26 protein-coding genes and 2 tRNA genes are annotated in these 23,510 nt (G+C 62.5%); 7 read left to right on the forward strand and 21 right to left on the reverse strand.

Features of this window, described 5'->3' with window-relative positions; all coding sequences use genetic code 11:
- Positions 1–102: 102 nt before the first annotated feature.
- The 5 genes from J1C52_RS09955 to J1C52_RS09975 all read right to left on the reverse strand — a co-directional run bounded on the left by J1C52_RS09955 (position 103) and on the right by J1C52_RS09975 (position 4,018).
- Positions 103–1,122 carry an amino acid ABC transporter substrate-binding protein gene (locus tag J1C52_RS09955; RefSeq protein ID WP_227427782.1) on the reverse strand — a complete coding sequence of 340 codons (1,020 nt, stop codon included), beginning with the start codon at positions 1,120–1,122 and terminating at the stop codon, positions 103–105.
- Positions 1,123–1,430: 308 nt separating this feature from the next.
- A complete protein-coding gene (locus J1C52_RS09960; protein ID WP_227427783.1) occupies positions 1,431–2,123 on the reverse strand; it encodes a DUF599 domain-containing protein in 693 nt (230 codons plus the stop codon).
- A 424-nt stretch (positions 2,124–2,547) separates the two neighbouring features.
- A complete protein-coding gene (locus J1C52_RS09965) occupies positions 2,548–2,856 on the reverse strand; it encodes a hypothetical protein (RefSeq protein ID WP_227427784.1) in 309 nt (102 codons plus the stop codon).
- A gap of 155 nt (positions 2,857–3,011) precedes the next feature.
- Positions 3,012–3,088 (reverse strand) — tRNA-Ile (locus tag J1C52_RS09970).
- A 48-nt stretch (positions 3,089–3,136) separates the two neighbouring features.
- Complete coding sequence (locus J1C52_RS09975; RefSeq protein ID WP_227427785.1) at positions 3,137–4,018, reverse strand: MBL fold metallo-hydrolase; 882 nt, start codon at positions 4,016–4,018, stop codon at positions 3,137–3,139.
- A gap of 136 nt (positions 4,019–4,154) precedes the next feature.
- On the opposite strand from J1C52_RS09975, the gene purM reads away from it, so the two are divergent.
- Both purM and purN read left to right on the forward strand, forming a co-directional pair.
- Positions 4,155–5,201, forward strand: coding sequence for a phosphoribosylformylglycinamidine cyclo-ligase (gene purM, locus J1C52_RS09980; RefSeq protein ID WP_227427786.1), 1,047 nt, complete (start codon positions 4,155–4,157; stop codon positions 5,199–5,201).
- Positions 5,198–5,785 (forward strand): phosphoribosylglycinamide formyltransferase, encoded by a 588-nt coding sequence (gene purN, locus J1C52_RS09985; protein WP_227427787.1) that lies wholly within the window; start codon positions 5,198–5,200, stop codon positions 5,783–5,785. The genes purM and purN overlap by 4 nt, the downstream gene beginning before the upstream one ends.
- Here the strand turns inward: purN and J1C52_RS09990 are convergent.
- Together J1C52_RS09990 and rlmB are read right to left on the reverse strand one after the other, a co-directional pair.
- Positions 5,772–6,341 carry a DUF2799 domain-containing protein gene (locus J1C52_RS09990; protein ID WP_227427788.1) on the reverse strand — a complete coding sequence of 190 codons (570 nt, stop codon included), beginning with the start codon at positions 6,339–6,341 and terminating at the stop codon, positions 5,772–5,774. The two genes, purN and J1C52_RS09990, sit on opposite strands and share 14 nt — an antisense overlap.
- On the reverse strand, positions 6,338–7,126 hold the full coding sequence (gene rlmB / locus J1C52_RS09995) for a 23S rRNA (guanosine(2251)-2'-O)-methyltransferase RlmB (protein ID WP_227427789.1): 789 nt from the start codon (positions 7,124–7,126) through the stop codon (positions 6,338–6,340). The genes J1C52_RS09990 and rlmB overlap by 4 nt, the downstream gene beginning before the upstream one ends.
- Before the next feature lie 148 nt (positions 7,127–7,274).
- On the opposite strand from rlmB, the gene J1C52_RS10000 reads away from it, so the two are divergent.
- Positions 7,275–7,358, forward strand: a tRNA-Tyr gene (locus tag J1C52_RS10000).
- A gap of 26 nt (positions 7,359–7,384) precedes the next feature.
- Here the strand turns inward: J1C52_RS10000 and J1C52_RS10005 are convergent.
- The 3 genes from J1C52_RS10005 to J1C52_RS10015 form a co-directional block, all read right to left on the reverse strand.
- Positions 7,385–7,882: a MarR family winged helix-turn-helix transcriptional regulator gene (locus J1C52_RS10005; RefSeq protein ID WP_370633255.1), complete on the reverse strand. Its 498-nt coding sequence runs from the start codon at positions 7,880–7,882 to the stop codon at positions 7,385–7,387.
- A gap of 67 nt (positions 7,883–7,949) precedes the next feature.
- A complete protein-coding gene (locus J1C52_RS10010; RefSeq protein ID WP_227427790.1) occupies positions 7,950–8,219 on the reverse strand; it encodes a succinate dehydrogenase assembly factor 2 in 270 nt (89 codons plus the stop codon).
- A gap of 1 nt (position 8,220) precedes the next feature.
- Complete coding sequence (locus J1C52_RS10015) at positions 8,221–8,622, reverse strand: helix-turn-helix domain-containing protein (RefSeq protein ID WP_227427791.1); 402 nt, start codon at positions 8,620–8,622, stop codon at positions 8,221–8,223.
- Between the two features lie 90 nt (positions 8,623–8,712).
- Between J1C52_RS10015 and J1C52_RS10020 the strand changes: the two genes are divergently transcribed.
- The 3 genes from J1C52_RS10020 to dprA all read left to right on the forward strand — a co-directional run bounded on the left by J1C52_RS10020 (position 8,713) and on the right by dprA (position 11,544).
- Positions 8,713–9,915, forward strand: coding sequence for a pyridoxal phosphate-dependent aminotransferase (locus J1C52_RS10020; RefSeq protein WP_227427792.1), 1,203 nt, complete (start codon positions 8,713–8,715; stop codon positions 9,913–9,915).
- Positions 9,916–9,917: 2 nt separating this feature from the next.
- A complete protein-coding gene (locus J1C52_RS10025) occupies positions 9,918–10,304 on the forward strand; it encodes a hypothetical protein (RefSeq protein ID WP_227427793.1) in 387 nt (128 codons plus the stop codon).
- A 109-nt stretch (positions 10,305–10,413) separates the two neighbouring features.
- Positions 10,414–11,544: a DNA-processing protein DprA gene (gene dprA / locus J1C52_RS10030; protein ID WP_227427794.1), complete on the forward strand. Its 1,131-nt coding sequence runs from the start codon at positions 10,414–10,416 to the stop codon at positions 11,542–11,544.
- Here the strand turns inward: dprA and trxB are convergent.
- Positions 11,541–12,500 (reverse strand): thioredoxin-disulfide reductase, encoded by a 960-nt coding sequence (trxB, locus tag J1C52_RS10035; RefSeq protein WP_227427795.1) that lies wholly within the window; start codon positions 12,498–12,500, stop codon positions 11,541–11,543. The two genes, dprA and trxB, sit on opposite strands and share 4 nt — an antisense overlap.
- 166 nt (positions 12,501–12,666) lie before the next feature.
- Here trxB and J1C52_RS10040 point away from each other — a divergent pair, with 166 nt between their 5' ends.
- Positions 12,667–13,167, forward strand: a complete 501-nt coding sequence (locus J1C52_RS10040; protein WP_227427796.1) for an Lrp/AsnC family transcriptional regulator — start codon at positions 12,667–12,669, stop codon at positions 13,165–13,167.
- A 3-nt stretch (positions 13,168–13,170) separates the two neighbouring features.
- Here J1C52_RS10040 and J1C52_RS10045 read toward each other — a convergent pair whose 3' ends face one another.
- The 10 genes from J1C52_RS10045 to J1C52_RS10090 all read right to left on the reverse strand — a co-directional run bounded on the left by J1C52_RS10045 (position 13,171) and on the right by J1C52_RS10090 (position 23,408).
- Positions 13,171–14,481, reverse strand: coding sequence for an ATPase (locus J1C52_RS10045; protein ID WP_227427797.1), 1,311 nt, complete (start codon positions 14,479–14,481; stop codon positions 13,171–13,173).
- Between the two features lie 44 nt (positions 14,482–14,525).
- A complete protein-coding gene (locus tag J1C52_RS10050) occupies positions 14,526–15,026 on the reverse strand; it encodes a prepilin peptidase (RefSeq protein WP_227427798.1) in 501 nt (166 codons plus the stop codon).
- Positions 15,026–15,880 carry a tetratricopeptide repeat protein gene (locus tag J1C52_RS10055; RefSeq protein ID WP_227427799.1) on the reverse strand — a complete coding sequence of 285 codons (855 nt, stop codon included), beginning with the start codon at positions 15,878–15,880 and terminating at the stop codon, positions 15,026–15,028. Before J1C52_RS10055 ends, J1C52_RS10050 begins: the two co-directional genes overlap by 1 nt.
- Before the next feature lie 20 nt (positions 15,881–15,900).
- Positions 15,901–16,485, reverse strand: a complete 585-nt coding sequence (locus J1C52_RS10060; RefSeq protein WP_227427800.1) for a tetratricopeptide repeat protein — start codon at positions 16,483–16,485, stop codon at positions 15,901–15,903.
- Positions 16,485–17,468, reverse strand: a complete 984-nt coding sequence (locus J1C52_RS10065; RefSeq protein WP_227427801.1) for a type II secretion system F family protein — start codon at positions 17,466–17,468, stop codon at positions 16,485–16,487. Before J1C52_RS10065 ends, J1C52_RS10060 begins: the two co-directional genes overlap by 1 nt.
- Positions 17,469–17,494: 26 nt before the next feature.
- Positions 17,495–18,463, reverse strand: coding sequence for a type II secretion system F family protein (locus J1C52_RS10070; protein ID WP_227427802.1), 969 nt, complete (start codon positions 18,461–18,463; stop codon positions 17,495–17,497).
- 4 nt (positions 18,464–18,467) lie between these two features.
- Positions 18,468–19,919 carry a CpaF family protein gene (locus J1C52_RS10075; protein ID WP_227427803.1) on the reverse strand — a complete coding sequence of 484 codons (1,452 nt, stop codon included), beginning with the start codon at positions 19,917–19,919 and terminating at the stop codon, positions 18,468–18,470.
- 11 nt (positions 19,920–19,930) lie between these two features.
- A complete protein-coding gene (locus tag J1C52_RS10080) occupies positions 19,931–21,178 on the reverse strand; it encodes an AAA family ATPase (protein WP_227427804.1) in 1,248 nt (415 codons plus the stop codon).
- Between the two features lie 220 nt (positions 21,179–21,398).
- Complete coding sequence (locus J1C52_RS10085) at positions 21,399–22,019, reverse strand: OmpA family protein (RefSeq protein ID WP_227427805.1); 621 nt, start codon at positions 22,017–22,019, stop codon at positions 21,399–21,401.
- Between the two features lie 33 nt (positions 22,020–22,052).
- Positions 22,053–23,408, reverse strand: a complete 1,356-nt coding sequence (locus tag J1C52_RS10090; RefSeq protein ID WP_227427806.1) for a type II and III secretion system protein family protein — start codon at positions 23,406–23,408, stop codon at positions 22,053–22,055.
- Positions 23,409–23,510 lie beyond the last annotated feature (102 nt).

Genomic DNA, 23,510 nt, shown 5'->3' on the forward strand with positions numbered 1-23,510 from the left:
CTCCTGTCGCTGCGAAACGCAGCGCTTCACCAAATGGCGGTCAGGCAGGGATTTGGAAAAGAAATGACCGCGCCCGAAGCGGGGCGCGGTCAAAGATGTGGATTAACGGAAGGGCGGTGCGTAGAGCAGGCCGCCTTGGGTCCACTGTGCGTTCAGGCCACGGGCCAGACCGATCGGGGTCTGCTCGCCAACATTGGCCGCGAACAGCTCGCCATAGTTGCCACCGGCGGAAATCGCACGAACGGCCCACTCGCTGTCCAGACCGATCATCGCGCCCAGATCACCCTCTGCACCGAGGATACGGTTGATCTCGGGGTTGTCGGTGCCTGCCTTCAGCTCTTCGATATTGGCCGAGGTGATGCCCAGCTCTTCAGCTGCGATCAGCGCGTTCAGGGTCCAGCGGACGATGTCGCCCCACTGGTCGTCGCCATGACGCACAACCGGGCCCAGCGGCTCTTTCGAGACGATTTCCGGCAGGATCACATGCGCACCCGGCTCGGGGAAGGCGGCGCGAACGGCGGCCAGTGCCGACGCGTCGGTGGTGTAGACGTCACAAGCGCCAGCCAGGTATTGCTGCTGTGCTTCGGCGTTGCTTTCAACCGGAACCGGCTCGTAGGACATGCCGTTGATGCGGAAGAAGTCAGCCAGGTTCAATTCGGTGGTGGTGCCGGTTTCGATGCAGACGGTCGCGCCGTCCAGCTCGGTCGCAGAGCTGACGCCCAGCTCACGCGGAACCATGAAGCCCTGACCGTCGTAATAGGTCACGCCGACGAAGGTCAGCTGCAGGTCGGTGTCGCGCGAATAGGTCCAAGTGGTGTTGCGCGACAGCATGTCGATCTCGCTCGACGCCAGTGCCGAGAAGCGGGTCTGGCTGGTCAACGGAACGAAGCTGACGGCCATCGGGTCGCTGAGGACCGCGGCGGCAACGGCGCGGCACACGGCCACGTCAAGACCCTGCCAAACGCCGTTTGCGTCGGGAGCCGAGAAGCCAGCAAGGCCCATCGACACACCGCAGATCAGTTCGCCACGCTGCTGAACGGTTTCCAGCGTGGTTTGCGCGCTTGCTGCACCGGCCAGAACAGCGGTAGCGGCAAGGGTGCCGTAAAATACGGATTTTTTCATGTTATCCTCTCTGTTGACGCCGCCTTTGCGGCGGTCTGCCCTTGGGGCACTTAGCATTCGGCACAGAATTGCGCCATTTGCACAAATAATCTGCGCCGAGCAGCGTCCGAGGGTCAAGTCGTTAATCGAATGAAACGCCGCAATTCGCAACATTCGCCCGGTGAATGTGCGCTTTGCAGTTCAAAATGATCGCGATGCGCTTTCTGCACGCGCAGGAAACCGACTTGGGGCATTGGCGCGGCTTGGTCGGTAGATCCGCGAAATGTCGAATGCCCAGCCTGAGAGCGCCATTTTGGGCCGTTCCCGGATCATGGCCCGTGAATGATCTCGCGCGAGGCAGAGGCAAATTCACGGCTCCAGACCACCCAGGCCGTGACCGCCACACCAACCAGCAAAACCCATGCCCCTGCGACCCAGGCCAATCCGCAAAGCGCGAAATACATCGACCGCAGCCCGGCATTGAAATTCAACGCCGCACGCGCGTTCAGATGTCCGGCCTTCATCGCCAGCGGCAAGGTTTGCGGATCGTCCGGGTCATTCGGCACCGCCCCCATGACAACGGAACAATAGCCAAAGACCCGGTTGGCCCAGACGAATTTCAGGAACGCATTGCCCAGCATGAACAAGGGCAGGAACAGCTTGATCTGAAGCGCGGCGCTTGCACTTTCCATGTTGGTCAGCCGCGTGGCCAGACCTTGCAGCGGGTCCACGTTGCCGATCAGCGCCAGAAGCCCTCCCATCGCCAGCAAGCAGGTCGAGGCAAAGAACGACGTGCTTTGACGCAAGCTCATCATGATCTGCGCATCGAAGATTCGGGGCTGCCGCGCGGCCATGACCCGCATCCATTGCAGCCTGTAATCCTGCATCAGCACCGACACCGAGGGTCGCGCCGCCGATGGATGCCCGATCCGCCACCCCAACCACAGCCAGACGGCGAAAAACAGCGCCACCGCAAGAAGATCGAGCAGGGTCAAGCCGCCCGCGTTGTTGAATAGTGCCATGCCTGCCGCTCTGCTTGCGCGTCTACCTTGGCTGAGAAGACCATATCGGCGCGGCTAAAGCCAGATACAGCGGGCGGGTCGTTGGCCAAGATATACGGCACAACAAGCCCGATATGCGCCCGTTGGTCGGCGCAGGCCAAGTGCGGCAGCTTTCAAGGCTTGGCTTCGCATAGGCCAACATAAGCAGCTCAGGCCAAAAACATCGGCCCCCGAGAACGACTCGGGGGCCAAGCTGTCATGTTACATCTGGCAAAAGCCCGGCTTCACGGCACAGTCAAAGGCCGCTGAGCGAAACCATGCCATACCCAACGGCGACGGCAATCAGACCGACGACCACGATGAAAGCACCCCACCGTGAAACGAAGGTCTCTGTCGTCTTTCCTTTCGAGACCATCACGACAGTCCCGGAAACGCGTTTGGGTGATTACTGGGCAGGTGCCGCGATCAGTTCAGCCTCAAGCGCGGCCGAAAGCTCAGCCTCGTCCACCATGCTATCCGCATTGGCGTCGACCGCGGCAAACTCTGCCTCGGTCATCTCGGGATACAGGACTGCCATTTCGGCAAAGGAAATCAGGCTGTCGCCATCGGTGTCGACATCGGACACGGTCAGGGCAAAAGCCGGGGCCGCGAACAGGGCCACAAATGTGGCTGCAAGTGCTGCACGACGCATTTCGAGACTTTCTTTCAATAATGCCAGACGACCCATTCGTCTGGACGCCGCTGAAATCAGCATCGCGCAACGGTGTTTCAAGTGGCGGGTGCGGGCGTTGTGAAAATAATTCCGACCGACGAAAGCGGCCCCTCACGGGGCCGCCTCAGCGCGCGAGGATCACTTGCCCAAATCGCAGCCAAAACGCCCCGATGCGATCGCAAGACAATCAGATGGCGTGGTAGGCCCGGAGGGACTCGAACCCCCAACCAAAGCGTTATGAGCGCTCTGCTCTAACCAATTGAGCTACAGGCCCGCCAAGCGTCTGCTACGCAGAATGCACCCGCGCGTCAAGCGCGCGCGCTCAGCGCGGGTCGAACCGCCCGATGGGCTTTTTCAGGTAGCTGCGCCCATCCGCCTCTGGTTCGGGCAAACGCCCGCCGCGAATATTGACTTGCAGCGCTTCCAGCATCCGCGCGGGCAGCTTCAGCGTGGCATCGCGCGCCTCTCGGGTGGCGATGAAATCGGCCTTGCTGATGCCGTCTTTCACATGGCGGTTGTGTGCGCGATGCTCTGCGACCGTGGCCATGTATTCCGGCTCTGCATCGGCTGCCGGGTAATCATGCCCGATATACAGCCGCGTCTGCGGCGGAAGGTCCAGAATGGCCCGGATCGAGTTCCACAGGTCTTCGGTGCTGCCGCCCGGAAAATCGGCGCGGCTGGTGCCGGAGGCGGGCATCATCAGCGTGTCATGCACGAAGGCCGCGTCGCCCGCGACATAGGAAATCGACGCCAGCGTATGACCGGGCGAGAACATGACCTTGACCGGGATCGTGCCGACCATGAATTCCTCGCCCTCGGCAAACAGGCGGTCCCATTGGCGGCCATCGGTGGGCAGGTCGGGCAGATGATACATCTCGGCCCACAGCTTTTGCACGCCCGTGACCTTTTCGCCAATGCCATGCGGCGCGCCCAGTTTTTCCTTCAGGTAGGGGCCAGCACTGAAATGGTCGGCATGGGGGTGGGTGTCCAGCACCCAATCGACCGTCAGGCCTTGCTCTTCGATATAGGCCAGGATCTCGTCGGCACTTTCGGTGCTGACCGCGCCAGCTTCGGGGAAATAGTTCCAGACCGGGTCGACAATGGCGGCGCGCTTCGTCGCGGGGTCGTGGAACACATATTGCAGGCTGCCGGTCGGGCGGTCGAAAAACGCGCGCACAAAGGGGGATTTCAGCTCGGCGGACATCGGATCACTCCATCATATTCTATTATCTAGATGTGACATAAGCTTCCGACCCCGCGCTTCAACCCCGCTCTGTTGCCCTGCCCGCAGATTCAGGGTATCGCGCGGCAAGGCATGGCTTGGCAGGAGTGCGCGCATCATGGCAGACGACAAGAACGGGCTGAGCTACGCAGCCGCAGGCGTGGATATCGACGCAGGCAACGCGCTGGTTGACGCCATCAAACCCGCCGCCAAAGCCACCACGCGCCCCGGCGTCATGGCCGGGCTTGGCGGCTTTGGGGCGCTGTTCGACCTGAAGGCTGCGGGCTATAGCGACCCCATCCTTGTGGCCGCGACCGACGGTGTGGGCACCAAGCTGCGCATTGCCATCGACACCGGGCATCTGGACACGATCGGCATAGACCTTGTCGCCATGTGCGTGAACGACCTTGTCTGCCAAGGTGCCGAACCGCTGCTGTTTCTGGACTATTTCGCCACCGGCAAGCTGGATGTGCCTGCCGCCACCCGCATCATCAACGGCATTGCCGAAGGGTGCCGGCGCTCTGGCTGCGCGCTGATCGGGGGCGAAACCGCCGAAATGCCGGGCATGTATGCCGCCGAGGATTTCGATCTGGCCGGTTTCGCCGTGGGCGCGATGGAACGCGGGCAAGACCTGCCCGCGAACGTGGCCGAGGGCGATGTGCTTCTGGGCCTTGAATCCGACGGGGTGCATTCGAACGGCTACAGCCTTGTGCGCAAAGTGGTCGAGCGTGCGGGCCTGACATGGGATGCACCCGCCCCCTTCGCCGAGGGCAGCCTGGGCGCGGCCCTTCTGGCCCCGACGCGTCTGTATGTGAAACCCGCACTTGCGGCGATCCGTGCGGGCGGCGTGCATGCGCTGGCACATATCACCGGTGGCGGATTGACCGAAAACCTGCCGCGCGTCCTGCCCGAAGGTTTGGGCGCGGACATCGACCTTGGCGCGTGGTCGCTGCCCCCCGTCTTTGGCTGGCTGGCGCAAGAAGGCGGCATCGCGCAGGCCGAAATGCTGAAAACCTTCAACGCGGGTATCGGCATGGTGCTAGTGGTCGCGCCGGAACAGGCCGACGCACTGAAAGCCCTACTGGCTGATGCAGGCGAACGCGTCTGCACACTGGGCTGCGTGACGCAAGGCGCGGGCATCCGCTATAGCGGGCAACTGGCATGAGGGTCGCCATCCTGATCTCTGGATCGGGGTCGAACATGGTGGCGCTGGCGCAGTCCATGACCGGCGATCACCCGGCGCGCCCGTGCCTTGTGCTGTCGAATGACCCTGCCGCGAGCGGGCTGGCCAAGGCGCAAGCCATGGGCATTGCGACCGCCGCCGTGGACCACCGCCCCTTTAAAGGCGACCGCGCGGCGTTCGAGGCTGCACTGCTAGAACCGCTTCTGGCCGCCAAGCCCGACCTGATCGCGCTGGCGGGCTTCATGCGCGTATTGACCGCCGACTTCGTGCGCCGCTTCGAGGGGCGGATGCTGAACATACACCCCTCGCTTTTGCCGAAATACAAAGGGCTGCACACCCATGCCCGCGCGATAGAGGCGGGCGATGCCCAAGCCGGCTGCACCGTGCATGAAGTGACCGCAGCGCTGGATGACGGCCCGATCCTGGGCCAGGCCCGCGTGCCCATCCTGCCAGGCGACACGCCCGACACCTTGGCCGCGCGCGTCTTGCCGATGGAGCATCAGCTTTACCCGCTGGTGCTGCGCCGCGTGGCCGAAGGCAACCGTGCGCCGGTCAGCCTGCCCTGAACTCTGCCACGGCGCGGCGGGTGCGGGCAGCCTCGGCGCGGGCGAAACCCAGTTCCAGTTGCAGGCGCAACAGTTCGGATTCGTTGCTGCGCAATTCCTGCCGCAAAGACGGATCGCCCTTGACCGCGAGCGCCGCCCTGATCTGCGCATTGCGCGCCTCCAGCCGCGACATCTCGCTCTCGACGCGGCGCACCTCTTGGCGGGCGTCGTAATCGGCCTCTCCGACCCGGTAGCCACGCAAGAAGCCCGCCTCGGACCCGACGGGGCAGACATTGCTGTAGCTGCGCCCCGCGCGCCCCTCTTCCAACCCCTTGGCTGGCGTGCAATAGCTGCGCAAACCCTCGGTATAGCCTTGCTGCCACGCCGCGCGTTGCGGAGTGATCCCTGCCTTTTCGCAGGCTTTCACATGACGGGCGAATTGCGCGTCCGCCACTTGGCCCGCCGTGCCGTCGCGCAGACCGATTCCGCGCCAATCGCCCGACAGGCACTCTTCCTCGCTAAGCGTTGCACAGCCCGACAGGAGCAGCGCAACCCCGAGAACCGCCCAGTATTTCATGTCTCTTTCCCCCCTGAATGGCGCGCGGCGTAAAGTGCGACCGCCGCCGCGTTCGACACGTTGAGTGAACCGAACGCACCCGCCGCCGGAATGCGCGCGATCATATCGCACGTGGCGCGTGTCTTGTCGCGCAGCCCCGGCCCTTCGGCCCCCAGCACCAGCCCGACCGGGCCGGGCGGCAGGCTGTCCAGCGCCGGGCCAATGTCTTGCTCGCCATCGCCATCCAGCCCGATCAGGACATAGCCCATCTGTTGAAGCGCCACCATTTCTTCGGCCAGGTTGCGAACGCGCAGATAGGGCTGGCGTTCCAGGGCACCGCTGGCGGTTTTGGCCAGCGCCCCGGTTTCGGGGGCGGCATGGCGCTGCGTGGCAATGACCGCGCGCGCGCCGAACACTTCGGCAGAGCGCAGGATCGCCCCCACGTTATGCGGGTCACTGACATGGTCCAGCAGCACCACGATGTCGCGCCCATCGGGGCGGCACACATCCGCCACCCGGCCCCAATCCAGCGCCTGCACTTCAAGCGCGGCGCCCTGATGCACCGCGCCGGGGTCCAGCGGGGCGGGGAATTTGCGCGGGTCGGCGATCTGCGCCTCTATGCCCGCGACGGCGACCGCGTCAGCCAGCTTCGCTTCGGCATTGCGGGTCAGATACAGCGTCAGTTTCTTGCGTTTGGGGTTCAAAAGCGCATCGCGCACCGCGTGCAACCCGAAGAGCCACACGGTTTCCTGACGCCCCTCGCGCCGGGCCTTTTCTTTCTCGATGACCCAAGCAGGCTTTTTCACGCGCATTCCCTCGGCTGGTTCCGGGGGCCAGCTTTGCGCAAGGAACCATGGCTGCGCAAGGGCGAACCGTGGGCGTGGCGCGTTTTCGATTTGCGGGCATTTCCGCCCTTGACGCGTCCAGATGGCTCGCGTAAGTCACGCCGCATTAGGGCGACGGGCTGCAAGGTGCGGCAGCGGACTGTAACTCCGCCGGGGAGACCCACGCCTGGTTCGATTCCAGGGTCGCCCACCATTCCCCCAGCGGGAAATCCCCAAAGACTAGTAAATATACCGGATCTGGTCGCCCCAGAAACGTTCCAGCCGTTTCAGCGCGCGGACCGTTTCGTCAAGCGTCGCGAAGCCGATCACACCCGCTTCATCCAGGTCTGCCGCGTGGCGTGCGAACAGATCGGCCACGCGCCCGCGGATGGCCTGTCCCTTGGGCGTCAGCCGCACACGCACAGAGCGGCGGTCGATGCCACAGCGCTGGTGGTGCATATACCCCAGTTCGACCAGCTTTTTCAGGTTATAGGACACGTTCGACCCTTGGTAATAGCCGCGCGATTTCAATTCGCTCGCCGTCACCTCGTGATCGGCGATGTTGAACAGCAACAGCGCCTGCACCGGGTTGATATTCACGATGCCCAACCGTTCGAATTCGTCCTTGATGACATCCAGCAGCAGCCGATGCATCCGTTCCAGCAGCGCGACACTGTCAAGGTAGCGCGCCATGGTCTGGTCGCGCAGGGGCGCGCCAATGTCTTGTTGAATGCTCACACCAAGCTCCGTCTTTGCCTTTCACAGGCAGAGAATGGCGAAAACATGCGAAAAAAGGGTTAAGCCGTCAGCGATTGAGCGCGGCGATGGATGCGCGGATGGTTTGCAGCATGGGAAGGTGGTCGGCAGGTGCCTCTGCCGCGCCCGTCACCCACAGGTACAGATCCTGATCGTTCACTTCCATCAGCCGCTCGTAGGCGTCCAGCTCTGCCGGGCTCAGCGCGGCAAGCCCCGCATCCGCGAACGGCCCGAGGATCAGGTCCATTTCCTTCATGCCGCGCCGCCACGACCGCATCCGCAGCCGCTTCAGCCGCGCTTCTTCCGGGGTGATCTGCATGTCAGATCGTTTCCTTCACAATCACGCGCAGGCGCTTCTCCATCCGTCCCAACTCTGTCGAGATCCGGTTGAGTTCGGTCCGCAACCCGCGCAGGTTTTTCAGCACCGCTTCGGCATCTTCGGCAAGGGTTTCCTGGCTGACAGGATCGGCCACACCATCGCCCTCGCCCGTCAGCAGCCACACCAAGGAAACATTTAGCAAGCCCGCAAGCATTTGCAACTTGTTGGCGCGCGGCGCTGACGTGTCATTCTCCCACCCCTGAAGGCTGGGCAGGCGCACCCCCAGCCGCTTGGCCAGTTCCGACTGGCTTAGTCCTTGGGCTTCACGCGCGGCGGTCAGGCGGTCGCCAAAGGTGGCATGGTCGCCCGAATACCAGTCGGTCGTGTCAGAGTTTTCCGTCATATCACTTCCTTCCGGATTTGATTGTGCTTGAACGCCCTTGGGGCGCAACCTATGACAAGGACGCCCGAGACACAAACCGGAGAACCCATCATGGCCTTCCTGTCCGACTCCCTTTCACGCGTCAAACCCTCGCCCACCATCGCGGTGACCATGAAAGCCGCCGAATTGAAGGCCGCGGGAAAAGACGTGATCGGGCTGGGCGCCGGGGAACCCGACTTTGACACGCCCCAGAACATCAAGGACGCGGCAAAAGCGGCAATTGATGCGGGAAAAACGAAATACACCGCCGTTGACGGCCTGCCAGAGCTGAAGAAAGCCATCTGCGCCAAGTTCAAGCGCGACAACGATCTGGACTATACGCCCGCGCAAGTCACCGTCGGCACCGGCGGCAAGCAGGTCTTGTATAACGCGCTGGTGGCCACGCTTAACCCCGGCGACGAAGTGGTCATCCCCGCGCCCTATTGGGTCAGCTACCCCGACATGGTGCTGCTGGCGGGCGGCGAGCCGGTGATCGCCGAAGCCACCGCCGACACCGCCTACAAGCTGACGCCAGACGCGCTGGAAGCCGCGATCACACCGAAAACCAAGTGGCTGATTTTCAACTCGCCGTCCAACCCCACGGGCGCGGGTTACACTTGGGACGAGCTGAAGGCACTGACCGATGTGCTGTTGCGCCATCCGCATGTCTGGATCATGTCGGATGACATGTATGAACACCTTGTTTACGACGATTTCAAATTCTGCACCCCCGCACAGGTCGAACCCGCGCTCTATGACCGCACGCTGACCGTGAACGGTGTGTCCAAGGCCTATGCCATGACCGGCTGGCGCATCGGCTACGCGGCGGGCCCGCAAGAGATCATCAAGGCGATGGGCAAGATCCAGTCGCAAAGCACGTCGAACCCCTGCTCGATCAGCCAATGGGCGGCGGTAGAGGCGCTGACCGGCCCGCAGGACTACATTGCCGAGAACAACAAGACTTTCCAGCGCCGCCGCGATCTAGTGGTCGAGATGCTGAACGCCGCCGAAGGCGTGACCTGCCCGGTCCCCGAAGGTGCGTTCTATGTCTACCCGTCCATCGCGGGTTGCATCGGCAAAACCTCGGCAGGCGGCGCCAAGATCGAGGATGACGAAGCCTTCGCAACCGCCCTTCTGGAAGAAAAGGGCGTGGCCGTCGTGTTCGGTGCGGCCTTTGGCACCTCGCCCGCCTTCCGCGTCAGCTACGCCACCTCTGACGATGCGCTGCGCGAGGCCTGCACCCGCATTCAGGATTTCTGCGCGGGGCTGAAATAACCATGGGCGGCGGGCGCGAGTATTACTTCCGCCCGCGCCCCGGCGGCGCGATGATGCTGCGAATCGTCTATGATGCGCGGCTGCGCCGGTCCGAGATGCACCGCGTGGCGGGCATAAACGCCAAAACCGGCGACATTGACGTGACATCTGGGCATGAGCTGACCGAGACCGAACGCGCGCTGATCGACGCGTGGCTGGTGCGCGGCAACGGGCTGGACGGCGACGCCGCCAAGGCTGCCGAACAGATCGGTCATATCGCGCATTGGGCGCAGTTCCGCGCCAGCCCGGCGGAACTGGACGCCGCCACGGAAGAGCTGCTTCTGGCCATGCAGGATCTGCGCGAAGTGCTGGTGCGCAAGGCCGCGCAGCGGGCGCGCGAATCCGATTAAGGTCTTTTTGTGGCCATTGCGTGAAAAAACTTTGCCTTGGGCGCGTTTCTTTACCAGCCTTTAACTATCTGCGGTCAAATTCGTGAGTGAATGAGACGAGGTAGGACGGATGGCGAAAGATATGTTTTCTTCTCACCCACCCTTCACCCCACCCACGACGGAAGAGGACAGGCTATCCTGGCTTCGTCTCATTCGCTCTCCCCGCGTTGGGCCGACCACCTTTCACCGCCTGATGGCCGAACATGGCAGCGCAGGCACCGCGCTGGACGCGCTGCCACAGGTGGCCAAGGCTGCGGGTGTCGATAGCTACACGCCCTTCACCGTAGAACAGGCGCAGGCCGAAATCGAACTTGCCCGCGCCAAGGGTGCGCGGATGCTGTGCTTCGGGACAGATGCCTACCCGGCCAGCCTTGCCAGCATTTCGGACGCGCCCCCGGTCCTGTGGTGCATGGGCGGGCGCAAACCGCTGGCGCAACCCATGGTCGCGCTTGTGGGCGCGCGCAACGCCTCCAGCCTTGGCACGCGCATGGCGCGAATGCTTGCCGAAGGGCTGGGGCTGGCGGGCTACACGGTCGTGTCGGGCCTTGCGCGCGGCATCGACACGGCGGCGCATCAGGCCAGCCTGAAAACCGGCACGATCGCCGTCATGGGCGGCGGGGTCGATGTCATTTACCCCGCGGAAAACGCCGTTCTGGCCGCCGCGATTTCCGACCAAGGCCTGCGCCTGTCGGAACAGCCCATGGGCACCTATCCGCAAGCACGCCACTTCCCGCCGCGCAATCGCATCATTTCGGGCCTGTCCATGGCCGTCATCGTGGTCGAGGCGGCGGAGAAATCGGGCACCCTGATTACAGTGAAAGACGCGCTCGACCAAGGGCGCGAGGTGATGGCGGTGCCCGGCCATCCCGTCGATGGGCGCGCGGGCGGCTGCAACCGGCTGATCCGCGAGGGCGCAACCCTGATCCGCAGTGTCGAGGACGTGCTGGAAGTGTTGGACCGTTTGCGCAGCGCGCCCCCCGTGCCGCGCCCCGACGCGGCACCTCTGGCCCAGCCCGCTGCGCCCGATGCTGACAAGGTGACAGCCGCGATCCTGCGCCTTTTGGGTCCAACCCCCATTCACGAGGATATGGTCATCCGCGACATGGGTCTGTCGGCGGCGATCATCTCGCCTGCGCTGGTGGCCTTGGAACTGGATGGCGCCGTGCAGCGCCACCCCGGCGGCCTGGTCAGCCGCGCTTAGGCCGCTTCGACATCCAGACCCTGCTCGGCCAGGAATTTCTCGGCATCGAGCGCGGCCATGCAGCCCATCCCGGCGCTGGTGACGGCCTGACGATAGGTGTGATCGGTCAGATCGCCCGCCGCGAAAACGCCGGGGATAGACGTGCGCGTGCTGCCGGGTTCGACCCAGACATAGCCACCGGGCTGCATCTTGAGCTGGTCCTTGACCAGATCGCTTGCCGGGCTGTGACCGATGGCGATGAACACGCCGTCGCAGCTCAACTCTTGCGCAGCACCTGTTGTCACATGCGCCAGCCGAACGCCTTGCACACCGCCGCCATCGGTATCGCCGATCACCTCTTCCAGCGTGTGATCCCAGATCACCTGCACTTTTGGGTGGTTCAGCAGGCGGTGCTGCAAGATCTTCTCGGCCCGCAGGCTGTCGCGGCGGTGCACCAGCGTGACCTTGGTCGCGAAATTGGTCAGGAACAGCGCTTCTTCCACCGCCGTGTTGCCGCCGCCGATGACGACGACTTCCTTACCCCGGTAGAAGAACCCGTCGCAGGTCGCACAGGCCGAGACGCCCATGCCCTGAAACTTCTGCTCGGACGGCAGACCCAGCCAGCGCGCCTGTGCACCCGTCGCCAGGACCACGGCATCGGCAGTGAACACCGCGCCGCTGTCACCCACCGCGCGGAACGGCCGCTGCGACAAGTCGAGCGAGGCGATATGCTCGCTGATGATCTCGGTCCCCATCTCGCGGGCATGGGCTTCCATGCGGACCATCAGCTCTGGCCCCGTGACCATCGTGTCGCCCGGCCAGTTCTCGACCTCGGTGGTGATGGTCAACTGGCCGCCGGGCTGAATGCCTTGCACCAGAACCGGCTCAAGCATGGCGCGCGCGGCATAGACCGCCGCCGTGTAGCCAGCCGGTCCGGAACCGATAATCAACAAGCGGGTGTGGCGCGGGCTGGTCATGGCATGTCCTTTCAACGTTTCCTGCATCGCAATCTAGGCATTCGGGCCGACCACACAAGAGGACATTCCGCGCGCGACCCTCGGGAATTATTCTTGCCGAATATTGAAATAATATTGCGCAACCCGCCGGGACGGCTTACATAAGTGCAAACCTTGAGGAGTGGAAATGTCGGGCGGCAAGCTAGATCCGATTGATCGCAAGATTCTGGCCGAATTGCAGGCCGATGGTCGGATGACCAATGTCGAACTGGCAAAGCGCGTCGGCATCTCTGCGCCGCCCTGTCTGCGCCGTGTGCGCGCGCTGGAAGAGGCCGGGTTCATCCGCGGCTATCACGCGCAGGTCAACAGCCGCGATCTAGGCTTCGAGGTGCAGGTCTTCGCGATGGTCGGCCTGAACAGTCAGGCCGAAGCCGATCTTGCCCGCTTCGAACAGCGGTGCCGCGACTGGCCGCTTGTGCGCGAATGCCACATGCTGAACGGTGAAATCGACTTCATCCTGAAGTGTGTGGCCCCGGATCTGTCGACCTTCCAGCGCTTCCTGACAGAGGAATTGCTGGCCGCCGATAACGTGATAACGGTCAAAACCTCGCTCGTCATTCGCGGCGCCAAGCTGGAACCCGGCGTGCCCTTCGACGTGCTCGAAGCCCGCGCCGCAGAGATCGAATAACGCCTAGCGCGTGATCTTTTCCATCTCGACAAACATGTTTTTCCACGCCCGGTCGATCAGTTCGGGCGTCATGCGGCGGCTTTTGCCCTCGAAATCGCAGATCGCGATCATCTGGTCGATCAGGAAGATCGGCTGATAATTCGCATAGACATTGTTGATCGTCGGATATTTCTTCTTGATGAGGTGGATGATCGCATCTTCGTTCAGCGGAATGCCGCGCTTCTTGGCCACGAGCGCGAAGATCTTCAGGAAATCCTGCTGGCTGGGCCCGTCGATCTTGATCTTGTAGAAAATCCGGCGCAACGCCGCCTGGTCGAAAATCTCGTTCGGGTGGAAGTTGGTCGAGAAGATCACCAGCGTGTCGAAGGGGACCACGAATTTCTCGCCCGATTGCAGGGCCAGAATGTCATAATTCATCTCCATCGGTACGATCCAGCGGTTGACGATGGCCTGCGGCGGCTCTTCCTGGCGGCCTAGGTCGTCGATGATGAACACGCCCCCGGTGGCCTTGAACTGCAACGGCGCCTGGTATGTCCGCGACACCGGGTTGAAGGTCAGGTCCAGCATCGACAGCGTCAACTCGCCGCCGGTGATAACCGTCGGGCGTTCGCAAAAGACGTAGCGCGCATCGAACCGGTTGCCGGTCTGGCGCAGCAGGTTCGGGTCATCGACCCAGGTTTCGACCATCGTGTGCACGATCGGGTCGTAGACGCTGATGACCTGCCCGGCATGGCACACGGCGCGGGGCACGTAAATCCGGTCGCCCATGGCCGCGCGAATACCGTTCGAGATCGAGGATTTCCCGTTCCCCGGCGGCCCATACAGCAAGATGGACCGCCCTGAGCTGACCGCGGGGCCAAGATCGTCCATCAATGTCGGCGGCAGGATCAGGTCGCCCATCGCGATCTGCAACTGGCGGCGCGTGACCTGAATATTGCGGATGGATTGCTTCTTGATCTGCTCGGCATAAGCTTCCAGCGGCACCGGCATCGCGCCGTAATATTCCGATTGCGACAGCGCATTCAGGGCGCGCGCCTTGCCGGCCTCTGTCAGCTGGAACCCGGCCTCTCCAGATCCGCTTATGCTGCTGCTTGCCGTCGCCTCCAGCAAGCGCTCCTTGCGGCAAAGGTCAATCAGTTCAATCGTTTGCGGGATGGGCAGGCAAATGTTGCGCGCGATCTCGGAAATGCGCGACAGCGACATGCGATACATCGTCTTCAGCAGGATGTCCCGCATCATGACATTGGTCAGGCCGGTGGCGTCCAGATTACGCGGAACCGGCGGGGCAGCGACGGGCGATGCATGGGCGTTCATATCCGATACTCCAAACCCGCAAGGCGCTGCGGGCGCGTAACAAGCTAAGCGGTCGCGCCGATCCCGGCCGCGAGAGCAAGGTAGAACAGCAGGCTTGGGCCCAAGGCCAAGCCAAGCGGAAACTCGCGGCGGTGCCAGCTTTCCCAAGCTGGGGCCATGCCGACAATGGCCGATGACCGCCGGGCAAGGCGATGTGCGATGAAGCTGACCATGATGACGCTGGCTAACAACATCAGAAAACTGCTCAAGTCACCAAGCGCGACGAAAGGTGCCATGGCGGCGGCGAATTTCGCGTCGCCCGCGCCCAGCAGGCCGACCATGTTCAGCACGAAGCCGACGACAAGAACCAGGCCAAGGCTGGCCCAGCCCCAGGCCCATGTCTCTAGCGGCAGGGCCAACGGGCCGATCAGCAAGTAGACGGCGGCCAGCGCCAGCACCGCGTAGTTGTGGATCTTCATCCATTTCATATCGCTCCAAGCGACCCAGACCGCGATCGGGGCGACGAAGGGCAGGAACCAGAGCGCTGCCTGTGCCGAAAGCGCCATCACCCTTGCCCCCCTTCAAGCGCTCGCAATGCGCGCACGGCCTCGTCGTAATGCTGCGGATGGGTGTCGATCGCCTCTTGCAGAAGCGTGCGGCCGACATTCACATCGCCCTTGCGGATCGCGGCAATCGCCATCGTGTGCAGCAACATCGCGCGTTCCTGCTGGCTCATCCGGACCAGCGGCAGGCTGTAATTGCCTTGAGCCGCGCGCGCCAGCGCCATGTTGTTCTTGGCCGTGAACAGGTGCGGATCGTGCTGAAGCGCCTGCGTGAACAATTGCTCCGCCTCGCGCGGGGCACCGCGCGTCAGCTTGGAAAAGCCCCAGTTGTTGAACACACCAGCGGGGCGCGTCGTCAGCCCGGCGGCGGTTTCATAGAAATGGTCGGCCTTTTTCCAATCCTTCTTGCCGTCGGCGATCATCGCTTCCAGCCGGTAGCGGTCGAAGGTTTCATGCGTGGGCGGGACCGTGTTCAAAACCGCCTCAGCCTCGGCCCAGTCATTCGCGCGGATATGCGCTTCTGCCAGCATGACCTTATCGTCTTGGGTCGCCTCGGGGTGTTGCGCGACCTTGCGCCATGTCGGGATCGCTTCGGCCAGGCGGCCCGCGCGCACCAGCGACCGGGCCAAACCGCGCTGGTTGGCAATGTCCTCGGGGTTGCGGTCTACCTGCTCGGCGAAATAGGCCACCGCCTCGTCCGGGTTGCCCGATGCCAGCATCAGCTCGGCCACGTTCTTCTGGTCGACAGCATTCACCGCATCTATGGCGCGGGTGACGTTTGCCTGTCTGCTGCCGTCACAGGCCGACAGGACGAACACGCTGCCCGATAGCAGCGTCATCAAGATCAGTTGGCGCATTTTTGCGTCCTCATTGCTCGTTATAACGGCGTTTCCAGCAGCAGGAACCTGCCCTGTCCGCGCCGCACCAGCGAAAGCTGGTGTGCCTCACCTTCAAGATACCCGGTTTCTTTGGTTTTTTCGATTGCCAAACGCAGATTTTCGCGAATTTCGGACGATCTTCCGCTATCAAATGCGAAAGCGTTGCGAAAATGCAGCCCAGCCTCGCCCCATTTGCCCTGTTCGGCCAGCGCGACACCCAGATTGTTATGCGCCGGAACAAAGGTTTCGTCCTGTTCCAGCGCCCGGCGCAGCACTTGTTCGGCCTGTTGCACGCGGCCTAGGCGCAAATTGGCAGAGCCGATGGCGGACAGGATATCGACAGTCACGCCACGTTCCGCAGAGGCGCGGTAATAGGCACGCAACGCCAGTTCGAACTCGCCTGCCGCCATCAGCCGGTGCCCGACCACAAGCCCGTCCACCGCCTCGGAGATATCGCCGCGCCGCGCCGCGATCTGGTCCGGCCCGGAGCCAAGCGCCGCAACGCCGTCACCGCCCCCCGGAGAGGACGGTGCACAGGCCGAAGCGAGGCCTAAAAGCGCGAGCGCAAGGGTTCGATGCAGCATTACATGCCCGTTATGTTACTGCCGCTCAGTTCGGTCATGATGCCCACAACCGACGGGCCGATCAAGATGATGAGCAAGGGCGGGACAGTGAACATCATGGTGCCCAGCGTCATCTTGGTGGGCAGGATATTGGCCTTTTCCTCGGCCCGCATGATCCGCTTGTCGCGCATCTCTGCCGCGAAAACCCGCAGCGCGTCGGTGATCGAGGTGCCGTAGGCCGCGGCCTGGATCATCACGGTCGTGAAGCTGGTGATGTCGGAAATATCGCAGCGCTTGGCCAGATCCTTCAGCACTTCGCTGCGTTCGCGCCCGGCTTTCACCTGCTCGCTGACTGTGCCCAGTTCTTCGCCAAGCGCCGGATAGGTCGCGCCGATCTCCTGCGAGACACGCTGGATCGACTGGTCCAGCGACTGCCCCGCCTCGACGCAGATCAGCATCATGTCGAGCGCATCGGGAAAGCCGGAGATGATCTCTTCCTTGCGGGCCTCTACGCGGCGTTCGATCCAGCGGCGCGGGCCGTAATAGCCCACCAGCATGGGCAACACCAAGGCCGCGGCGCGCATCGGCATACTCTCGAACTTCTCTGGCAGCAGGACGAAGACAACCAGAAGCGAAGCCAGCAACATACCAACCGCAAGGATGAACTGAAGCGCCTGGAAATCACGCACCGCGTGTTTGCCATGGTAGCCCGCCTGGATCATGCGCTGGCGCGCCGCCGACAATTCCTTCTCGTTTTCGGGTTCGAGGAATTTCGCATATTTCTCAAGCCCCGCAAACCCCGCGCTTTCCTTGCGGCGCAGCGCCTTGTTCGCCTCTGCCCGCTTGCTGGCACGGCCCGCGGACTGGGTTTGCTCCTTGAGTTTGCTCATCGGGTCGTCGGACGTGTCGCGCAGGGCGGCCAAGCCGGCGATAGCCACCAGCACTAGGCCGGCAACCCCCAGAAGCATGATCGTCCCGAACCCACCTGAAAACATGTCGAACATCTTACTTTTCCTAACTTTTCAGCGGGTTACACTTTGATGTCCGTCATCTTGCGCATGTAAAGCACGTTGATGACAAGGAACATGCAGACCACGATCGCCAGCGGAATATAGAGCGGCGTGCCCTTCACCGGGTCGTAATAATCCGGCTTGATGACCTGAATCATGATCATCGCAAGGATCGGAAAGCCCGACAGGAACATGCCCGACCATTTCGCTTCTGCCGTGATCGCACGCACACGGCGGAAAAGCTTGAAACGCGCGCGGATCACCTTGGCCAAACCATCTAGGATTTCCGCAAGGTTGCCGCCGGATTTCTGCTGGATAGAGACCGCGACCGACAGGAAGCCGATATCGGGCAGGCCAACGCGTTTGCCGAATTCGCCCAAGGCCTCGCCCGCGTCACGGCCATAGGCAACCTCATCCGCGATCAGGCCCAGTTCGGTGCCCAGCGGGTCGGCAATCTCCTCTGCGGCGATGCCAAGCGCGGCGCTGAACGGGTGACCAACGCGCAGGCTGCGCACCATGAGGTCCACTGCTTCGGCCAATTGACTCTCGATGGCGGTGATGCGCTTCTTCGCCTTGCTGGATACCCAGAAAAACACGCCGCCCACACCCATGCCGATCGCGATGGCCAGACGCACGGCGACGGGGGCACTGGTGCCCATGGTCAGCATGACAAAGCTGAACACGCTCAGCCCGCCCATCAGCATGATAAGCTGCGTGGGGCTAAAGGCGATATTGGCCTTTTGCGCGCGTTCCGACAGCAGACCATAAAGCGGGATCGAGAACCCTTCGCCATGGACCGAGCGCTCCTTGCGCAGCTGTTCCAGCACGTCTTTCTTGGATTTACCCTTGGACATCAGGTCCAACCGGCGGTTCATCTTGGAATCATGTTCGATGCTGCGCCCGAACATGACAAGGTAAAGCCCTTGGATGACCAGCAGGACAGAGCCGAAAATAGCAATATAAATCAGTGGGCTAAGCGAGAGTTCCATGGGATTACGCCTTTACCTGGTCATAGATGGTCGAGGGCAGATCGAAGCCCCAGCGCTTGAAGCGGTCCGCGAAATGCGAGCGCAGCCCGGTGCCGGTGAAATGGCCAAGGATTTTGCCGTCGGGTTCGATGCCCGTGCGCTCGAAACGGAAGATTTCCTGCATCGTGATGATCTCACCCTCCATGCCGGTGATCTCTGTGATCGACATCATCCGGCGAGAGCCGTCCTGCAGGCGCGAGACCTGCACGATCAGGTTCACAGCCGAACCGATCTGGCTGCGCACGGCTTTCAGCGGCATTTCGATGCCCGCCATCGCAACCATGTTTTCCAGACGGCTGATCCCGTCGCGCGCAGAGTTGGCGTGGATCGTGGTCATGGACCCGTCATGGCCTGTGTTCATGGCCTGCAACATGTCGATCACTTCCTCGCCCCGCGTTTCGCCCACGATGATGCGGTCCGGACGCATCCGCAGCGCGTTGCGCAGACAGTCGCGCTGGGTGACGGCACCCTTGCCTTCCATATTGGCGGGGCGGCTTTCCATACGCCCGACATGTTCACCCTGAAGCTGCAATTCCGCCGTATCCTCGATGGTCAAGACACGTTCAGAATGGCCGATGAAGCTGGACAAAGCGTTAAGCGTGGTGGTTTTACCAGAGCCGGTCCCGCCAGAGACGATGACGTTCAGGCGCGTAGAGACCGCGGCTTCGAGATAGAGCGCCATCTCGGGCGAGAAGGCACCGAAATTCACCAGGTCATCGACGCTGAGCTTTTCCTTCTTGAACTTACGAATGGAGACCAGCGAGCCATCCACCGCGACCGGCGGCACCATGGCGTTGAAGCGCGAGCCATCGGCCAGGCGCGCATCGACATAGGGGTTCGATTCGTCGACCCGGCGGCCCACCGCCGACACGATCTTGTCGATGATGCGCAGCAGGTGGCGTTCGTCGCGGAAGGTGACATCTGTCAGCTCCAGCTTGCCCGCACGTTCCACGAACACCTTTTTCGGGCCGTTCACCAAGATATCGTTCACACTGTCGTCCTGAAGCAGCGGCTCCAGCGGGCCAAGGCCCATCACCTCGAAGAACAGGTCACGGTTCAGCGTCGCGCGCTCTTCGCTGTTCAGCACGACATCCATCTCGGCCAGCGCTTCGGCGACGATCGCGTTAATCTCTGAGCGCAGCTCAGATTCGCTGGCATTGTCCAGCGCGGACAGGTTCAGGTTGTCCAGCAGGCGGCGGTGCAGGTCGGATTTGACCTTGTTCATCCGCAGTTGGCGCTGCGCTTCTTTCGAGGACATCTCGGGCGTTGCCGGAACCGCCTTGGCCACGGGTTTGACCGGGCGCGCGTCGGTTTCCGGCTTGCGCTGCTCTGGCGTGGCGTTGCGCGCGGGGCCGACGGCAGAGGGGCGAACGGGCGTTGCCGTTGCCTCGGCATTCTTGCGATAGCGTGAAAACATGGCTTTCCTCGTTACTCTGCGGCAAGTTTATGCGCCGCGGTCGTTGCATCGTGCAATTCGGTGGCAAGCTTGCGAATTTCTTTCAGAAGCGGGTTCTTGGCGGCGAATTCGGCCAGCGGCAGGCCGTGGTCATTGGCGTCGCGCACCTGCGCGCCGCCATCGGGCAGGTTGCCGACAAGGGTAATGCCCAGGCTTTCCGACATGCGCTTGGCACGGGATTTTCCGCTCAGATCGGTGAATTTCGGCGCGCGGTTCAACATGAAGCGGTGCTTGCTCAGGTCGATGCCATCGGCTTTCAGCGCGCGCAGCATCCGCAGCGTGTTCTGCGCCGAGCGCATGTCCAGTTCCAGCAGCGCGAAGAACACGTCCGACATGTTCAGCACCGTCTCTGTCCAGTGCATGACCGCGCGCGGCAGGTCGATCACGACATAGTCGAAATGCGACTTGGCAACGCTGATGATGCGCTCGATCTCGTCGGGGCTGAGCAGGTCCAGCGGCAGCATGTCCGACGGGGCGGTCAGGACATACATCTTCTCTTTGAACACCTGAAGCGCGGCGAAGAAGGCGTCGCTATCCATGCTGTGAGTTTGCGACAACAATTCGTAAACCTTTTCCGTGCGGGCAAGGTCCAGGTAGGTCGCGACAGAGCCGGACTGGAAATCGAAATCCAGCACGCAAACGCTATGCGTGCGGTTCTTCGCAAGCTGGCACAATTCCCAGCCCAGGTTGACCGCGAAATTCGTGCCGCCAGCGCCGCCGCACAAGGCTTGCACCACCAGAACCGCGCCATCCTTCGCGCCGGCGCTGCCCTGCGCGCCAGGGGCCGCGGCGTTCAGGTTCGCGGCCTGTTGCGCTTCAGCGCGGTGCAGCCGCTCGATCGCGTCATGCAGGGCGTTTTCCGGCAAGGGATAAGGCACGAAATCCTCTGCCCCGGCCCGCAGCAATTGGTGCAGCAGGATGGGCGAAAGCGCTTCGGCAATAAGCAGGATGTGAATACCGCGCGCCGATGCCTTCTCGATAATGCTGCGCACCAGCGGCGTCGACGGCTCATCCGCGTCATCGAGCGCGATGGCGATCACATCCAGAGCGCCGGCCTCTGGCGCATCCATGAACGCATGGGCCTCTGCGAATGTCAGATCGCCCCAATCCTCGCCATACTCGGTTTCCATGTCTTCGATCAGCAGATCAAAATTCTGAACGTCACGAGAAACCGTGCAGGCCCGGATCAAATTCGCTTTTGCTTGTGACTGTGCGCTCATGGCATTCGTCCTGATGATCTTTTTGCGCCCCGGCCCCAACCGACACAGAATCGCGTGCAGGCAGGATAGGGCTAAAAGTGTTGAGACAAGATTGTCGATAAATCGGGCGAGAATTGGGCCAAATGGCTATAATTGTTCGGCAAGTGATGAAACGGAAATAAAAAACCCGGCCAAGGCGGTCGCGTCTGGCCGGGTTTTTTTCGTCTTGGTCAACATGCGGTTACTGGGCTGTCCCGTGAACCTCTGTGGCCGAGGCGACGTATTCACGCTGGATGACGCGGGCATATTCACCGTTCATCACGTCACGACCGCGCCGGATTGCGCCCGAAATCTCTGTCACGGTGCGGCGGTTGGCCGGTTCGCGGCCTTCGCTGACGATCAGCGGCTGACGCTCGCCACGCGAGACGACCGCGATGATGCTGCGATGGGGCACGCCCAGCGAGACAAGATAGCGCCGCACCGCCTGCGCCCGGCGCAGGCCAAGGCGCTGGTTGAACGCGTCGGACCCGACGGCATCGGTATGGCCATAGATCGTGTAGCGCAGCTCCGGGAACTGCTTCATCCAGTCGGCCTGTTGGCGCAGGATGGCGTGGGCTTCGTCGGACAGCGTAGCGCTTCCGAAGTCGAAATTGACCATCGACTGCACTTCGTCATGGAACCGTCGGGTCATGATCTCTGCCAGGCTGATGCGCCCGGTTTGCACAAGGTGGTTGTGCATGCTTGGGTTGCCGAAGCCGCCCTCGTCCAGCGTGATCCCGGCTTCGCGGTTGAACGACCCGCTACAGGCCGATAGCCCGACGCTCGCCGTACCCAGTATAAAAAAACGTCTGCTAAAGCTCATGACACGCTCCTGCATCACCTGAATGGGCGACGGTCATTCCATTACATACCCGTAAGACCCGCCGAATTCCTGCCGGGCCACTTCGCCCACGGCACCGCTGCTGCGCGACGTCATCTGACCGTTCAGGAACAGCTCACGCTCGGTCGGCGGGCGCACACGGTCGGTCGGCAGCATCAGCGCCTCGCCCCGCGTGGGTGTGACCAGATGCGCGGTAATGATGATGACAAGCTCTGTCTGGCTACGCTGGTAATTGGCGCTGCGGAACAGCGCGCCCAGGATGGGCAGTTCCGACAACCACGGCACAGAGGTCGATCCGGCGCGGAAATCATCCTCCAGCAGGCCCGCGATGGCAAAACTCTCGCCGTCGCGCAGCTCTACCGTGGTCTGGGTTTCGCGGCGGCGGAAGGCGTTCACCACTGTGCCGCCGATGGACACCGTGTTGGTCCCATCGAGCGAGCTGACCGCCGCTTCCAGCGCAAGGTTGATGATGTTGTCTTCCAGCACCCGCGGGGTAAAGGTCAGCTCTACGCCGAAGGGCTTGTATTGAATGGTGACATTGCCGTCCTCAAGCACCGGGATCGGGTATTCGCCCCCGGCGAGGAAGGACGCCTCCTGCCCCGACAGCGCGGTCAGGTTCGGCTCCGCCAGCGTGCGGGCCATGCCTTGAGTTTCCAGCGCTTCGATCAGAACCTGCGCGGTCAGGCTGCCGCCGCCGATGGTAAAGCCAAGCGTGCCCGCGGGGCTGGTCGGCGAGGGTGTGGCGTAGTTGCCGCTGCTAAGCGTGTTTGTGCCGCTGTTGACACGAACGCTTCCGCCCAGCGTCTTGCCGATGCCGCGCTGCATTTCGGCAAAGCGCACCTTCAGCATGACCTGCTGCGTGCCGCCCACGCTCATCAGGTTCGACACACGGTCGGGCGCGTAGCGCTGCGCAAGCTGGAACGCGGCATCCAGACGCGCGGGCGTCGAAACCGTGCCCGACAGCACGATCCCGTCATTCGCGGTGCGCACCTCGATTTTTTCGTTCGGCAGTATCTGACGCAGCCGCTCGCGGAATTCCGCGATGTCGGGCGTCACCTGCACCTCGACATTCGACATCAGCCCGCCATCCAGCCCCAGAACCGTCAGGGTCGTGCGGCCCGGCGTTTTGCCCAGCACGTAGATGGAACGGTCCGACAGGGTCGAAATATCGGCAATGCCGGGGTTCGCAATCGACAATTCGGCAAAGGGTTGTTCGGTTTCGACCACCACGGCCCGGTTCATGGGAACGCGCAGGGTCGACGCGGAATCGCCGTCGATCACCCGAACCGTTTGCGCCGAAACAGGCGCGCCTTGCGCCAGCGCAAGGCCGGTGACGGCCAGCAGTACGACTGCCAATCTCTTGAAACGCATTGGTTGCCTGCCTTTGAAAACTGCTCGGGCTTTGCCCATTATTTTGCACGACTATGCCCGAACTGGCATAACTTATCAAGAATCCAGATGGTTGCGGTGCTT

The sequence above is a fragment of the Roseibaca sp. Y0-43 genome, from assembly GCF_020667835.1.
Taxonomy (GTDB): Bacteria; Pseudomonadota; Alphaproteobacteria; order Rhodobacterales; family Rhodobacteraceae; genus Roseinatronobacter.

Excerpts from the sequence above, each read along its gene's own strand:
- J1C52_RS10075 (WP_227427803.1), bottom strand. The coding sequence starts at position 19,919 with ATGTTTTCACGCTATCGCAAGAATGCCGAGGCAACGGCAACGCCCGTT.
- trxB (WP_227427795.1), bottom strand. The coding sequence starts at position 12,500 with ATGACCAGCCCGCGCCACACCCGCTTGTTGATTATCGGTTCCGGACCG.
- J1C52_RS10025 (WP_227427793.1), top strand. The coding sequence starts at position 9,918 with ATGGGCGGCGGGCGCGAGTATTACTTCCGCCCGCGCCCCGGCGGCGCG.
- J1C52_RS10010 (WP_227427790.1), bottom strand. The coding sequence starts at position 8,219 with ATGCAGATCACCCCGGAAGAAGCGCGGCTGAAGCGGCTGCGGATGCGG.
- J1C52_RS10070 (WP_227427802.1), bottom strand. The coding sequence starts at position 18,463 with ATGGAACTCTCGCTTAGCCCACTGATTTATATTGCTATTTTCGGCTCT.
- J1C52_RS10055 (WP_227427799.1), bottom strand. The coding sequence starts at position 15,880 with ATGCGCCAACTGATCTTGATGACGCTGCTATCGGGCAGCGTGTTCGTC.
- J1C52_RS09955 (WP_227427782.1), bottom strand. The coding sequence starts at position 1,122 with ATGAAAAAATCCGTATTTTACGGCACCCTTGCCGCTACCGCTGTTCTG.
- purM (WP_227427786.1), top strand. The coding sequence starts at position 4,155 with ATGGCAGACGACAAGAACGGGCTGAGCTACGCAGCCGCAGGCGTGGAT.
- J1C52_RS10050 (WP_227427798.1), bottom strand. The coding sequence starts at position 15,026 with ATGGCGCTTTCGGCACAGGCAGCGCTCTGGTTCCTGCCCTTCGTCGCC.
- purN (WP_227427787.1), top strand. The coding sequence starts at position 5,198 with ATGAGGGTCGCCATCCTGATCTCTGGATCGGGGTCGAACATGGTGGCG.
- J1C52_RS10020 (WP_227427792.1), top strand. The coding sequence starts at position 8,713 with ATGGCCTTCCTGTCCGACTCCCTTTCACGCGTCAAACCCTCGCCCACC.
- J1C52_RS10015 (WP_227427791.1), bottom strand. The coding sequence starts at position 8,622 with ATGACGGAAAACTCTGACACGACCGACTGGTATTCGGGCGACCATGCC.
- J1C52_RS09965 (WP_227427784.1), bottom strand. The coding sequence starts at position 2,856 with ATGCTGATTTCAGCGGCGTCCAGACGAATGGGTCGTCTGGCATTATTG.
- J1C52_RS10065 (WP_227427801.1), bottom strand. The coding sequence starts at position 17,468 with ATGTTCGACATGTTTTCAGGTGGGTTCGGGACGATCATGCTTCTGGGG.
- J1C52_RS10045 (WP_227427797.1), bottom strand. The coding sequence starts at position 14,481 with ATGAACGCCCATGCATCGCCCGTCGCTGCCCCGCCGGTTCCGCGTAAT.
- dprA (WP_227427794.1), top strand. The coding sequence starts at position 10,414 with ATGGCGAAAGATATGTTTTCTTCTCACCCACCCTTCACCCCACCCACG.
- J1C52_RS09975 (WP_227427785.1), bottom strand. The coding sequence starts at position 4,018 with ATGTCCGCCGAGCTGAAATCCCCCTTTGTGCGCGCGTTTTTCGACCGC.
- J1C52_RS10040 (WP_227427796.1), top strand. The coding sequence starts at position 12,667 with ATGTCGGGCGGCAAGCTAGATCCGATTGATCGCAAGATTCTGGCCGAA.
- J1C52_RS10060 (WP_227427800.1), bottom strand. The coding sequence starts at position 16,485 with ATGCTGCATCGAACCCTTGCGCTCGCGCTTTTAGGCCTCGCTTCGGCC.
- J1C52_RS09960 (WP_227427783.1), bottom strand. The coding sequence starts at position 2,123 with ATGGCACTATTCAACAACGCGGGCGGCTTGACCCTGCTCGATCTTCTT.
- J1C52_RS10085 (WP_227427805.1), bottom strand. The coding sequence starts at position 22,019 with ATGAGCTTTAGCAGACGTTTTTTTATACTGGGTACGGCGAGCGTCGGG.
- J1C52_RS10080 (WP_227427804.1), bottom strand. The coding sequence starts at position 21,178 with ATGAGCGCACAGTCACAAGCAAAAGCGAATTTGATCCGGGCCTGCACG.
- J1C52_RS09990 (WP_227427788.1), bottom strand. The coding sequence starts at position 6,341 with ATGAAATACTGGGCGGTTCTCGGGGTTGCGCTGCTCCTGTCGGGCTGT.
- J1C52_RS10090 (WP_227427806.1), bottom strand. The coding sequence starts at position 23,408 with ATGCGTTTCAAGAGATTGGCAGTCGTACTGCTGGCCGTCACCGGCCTT.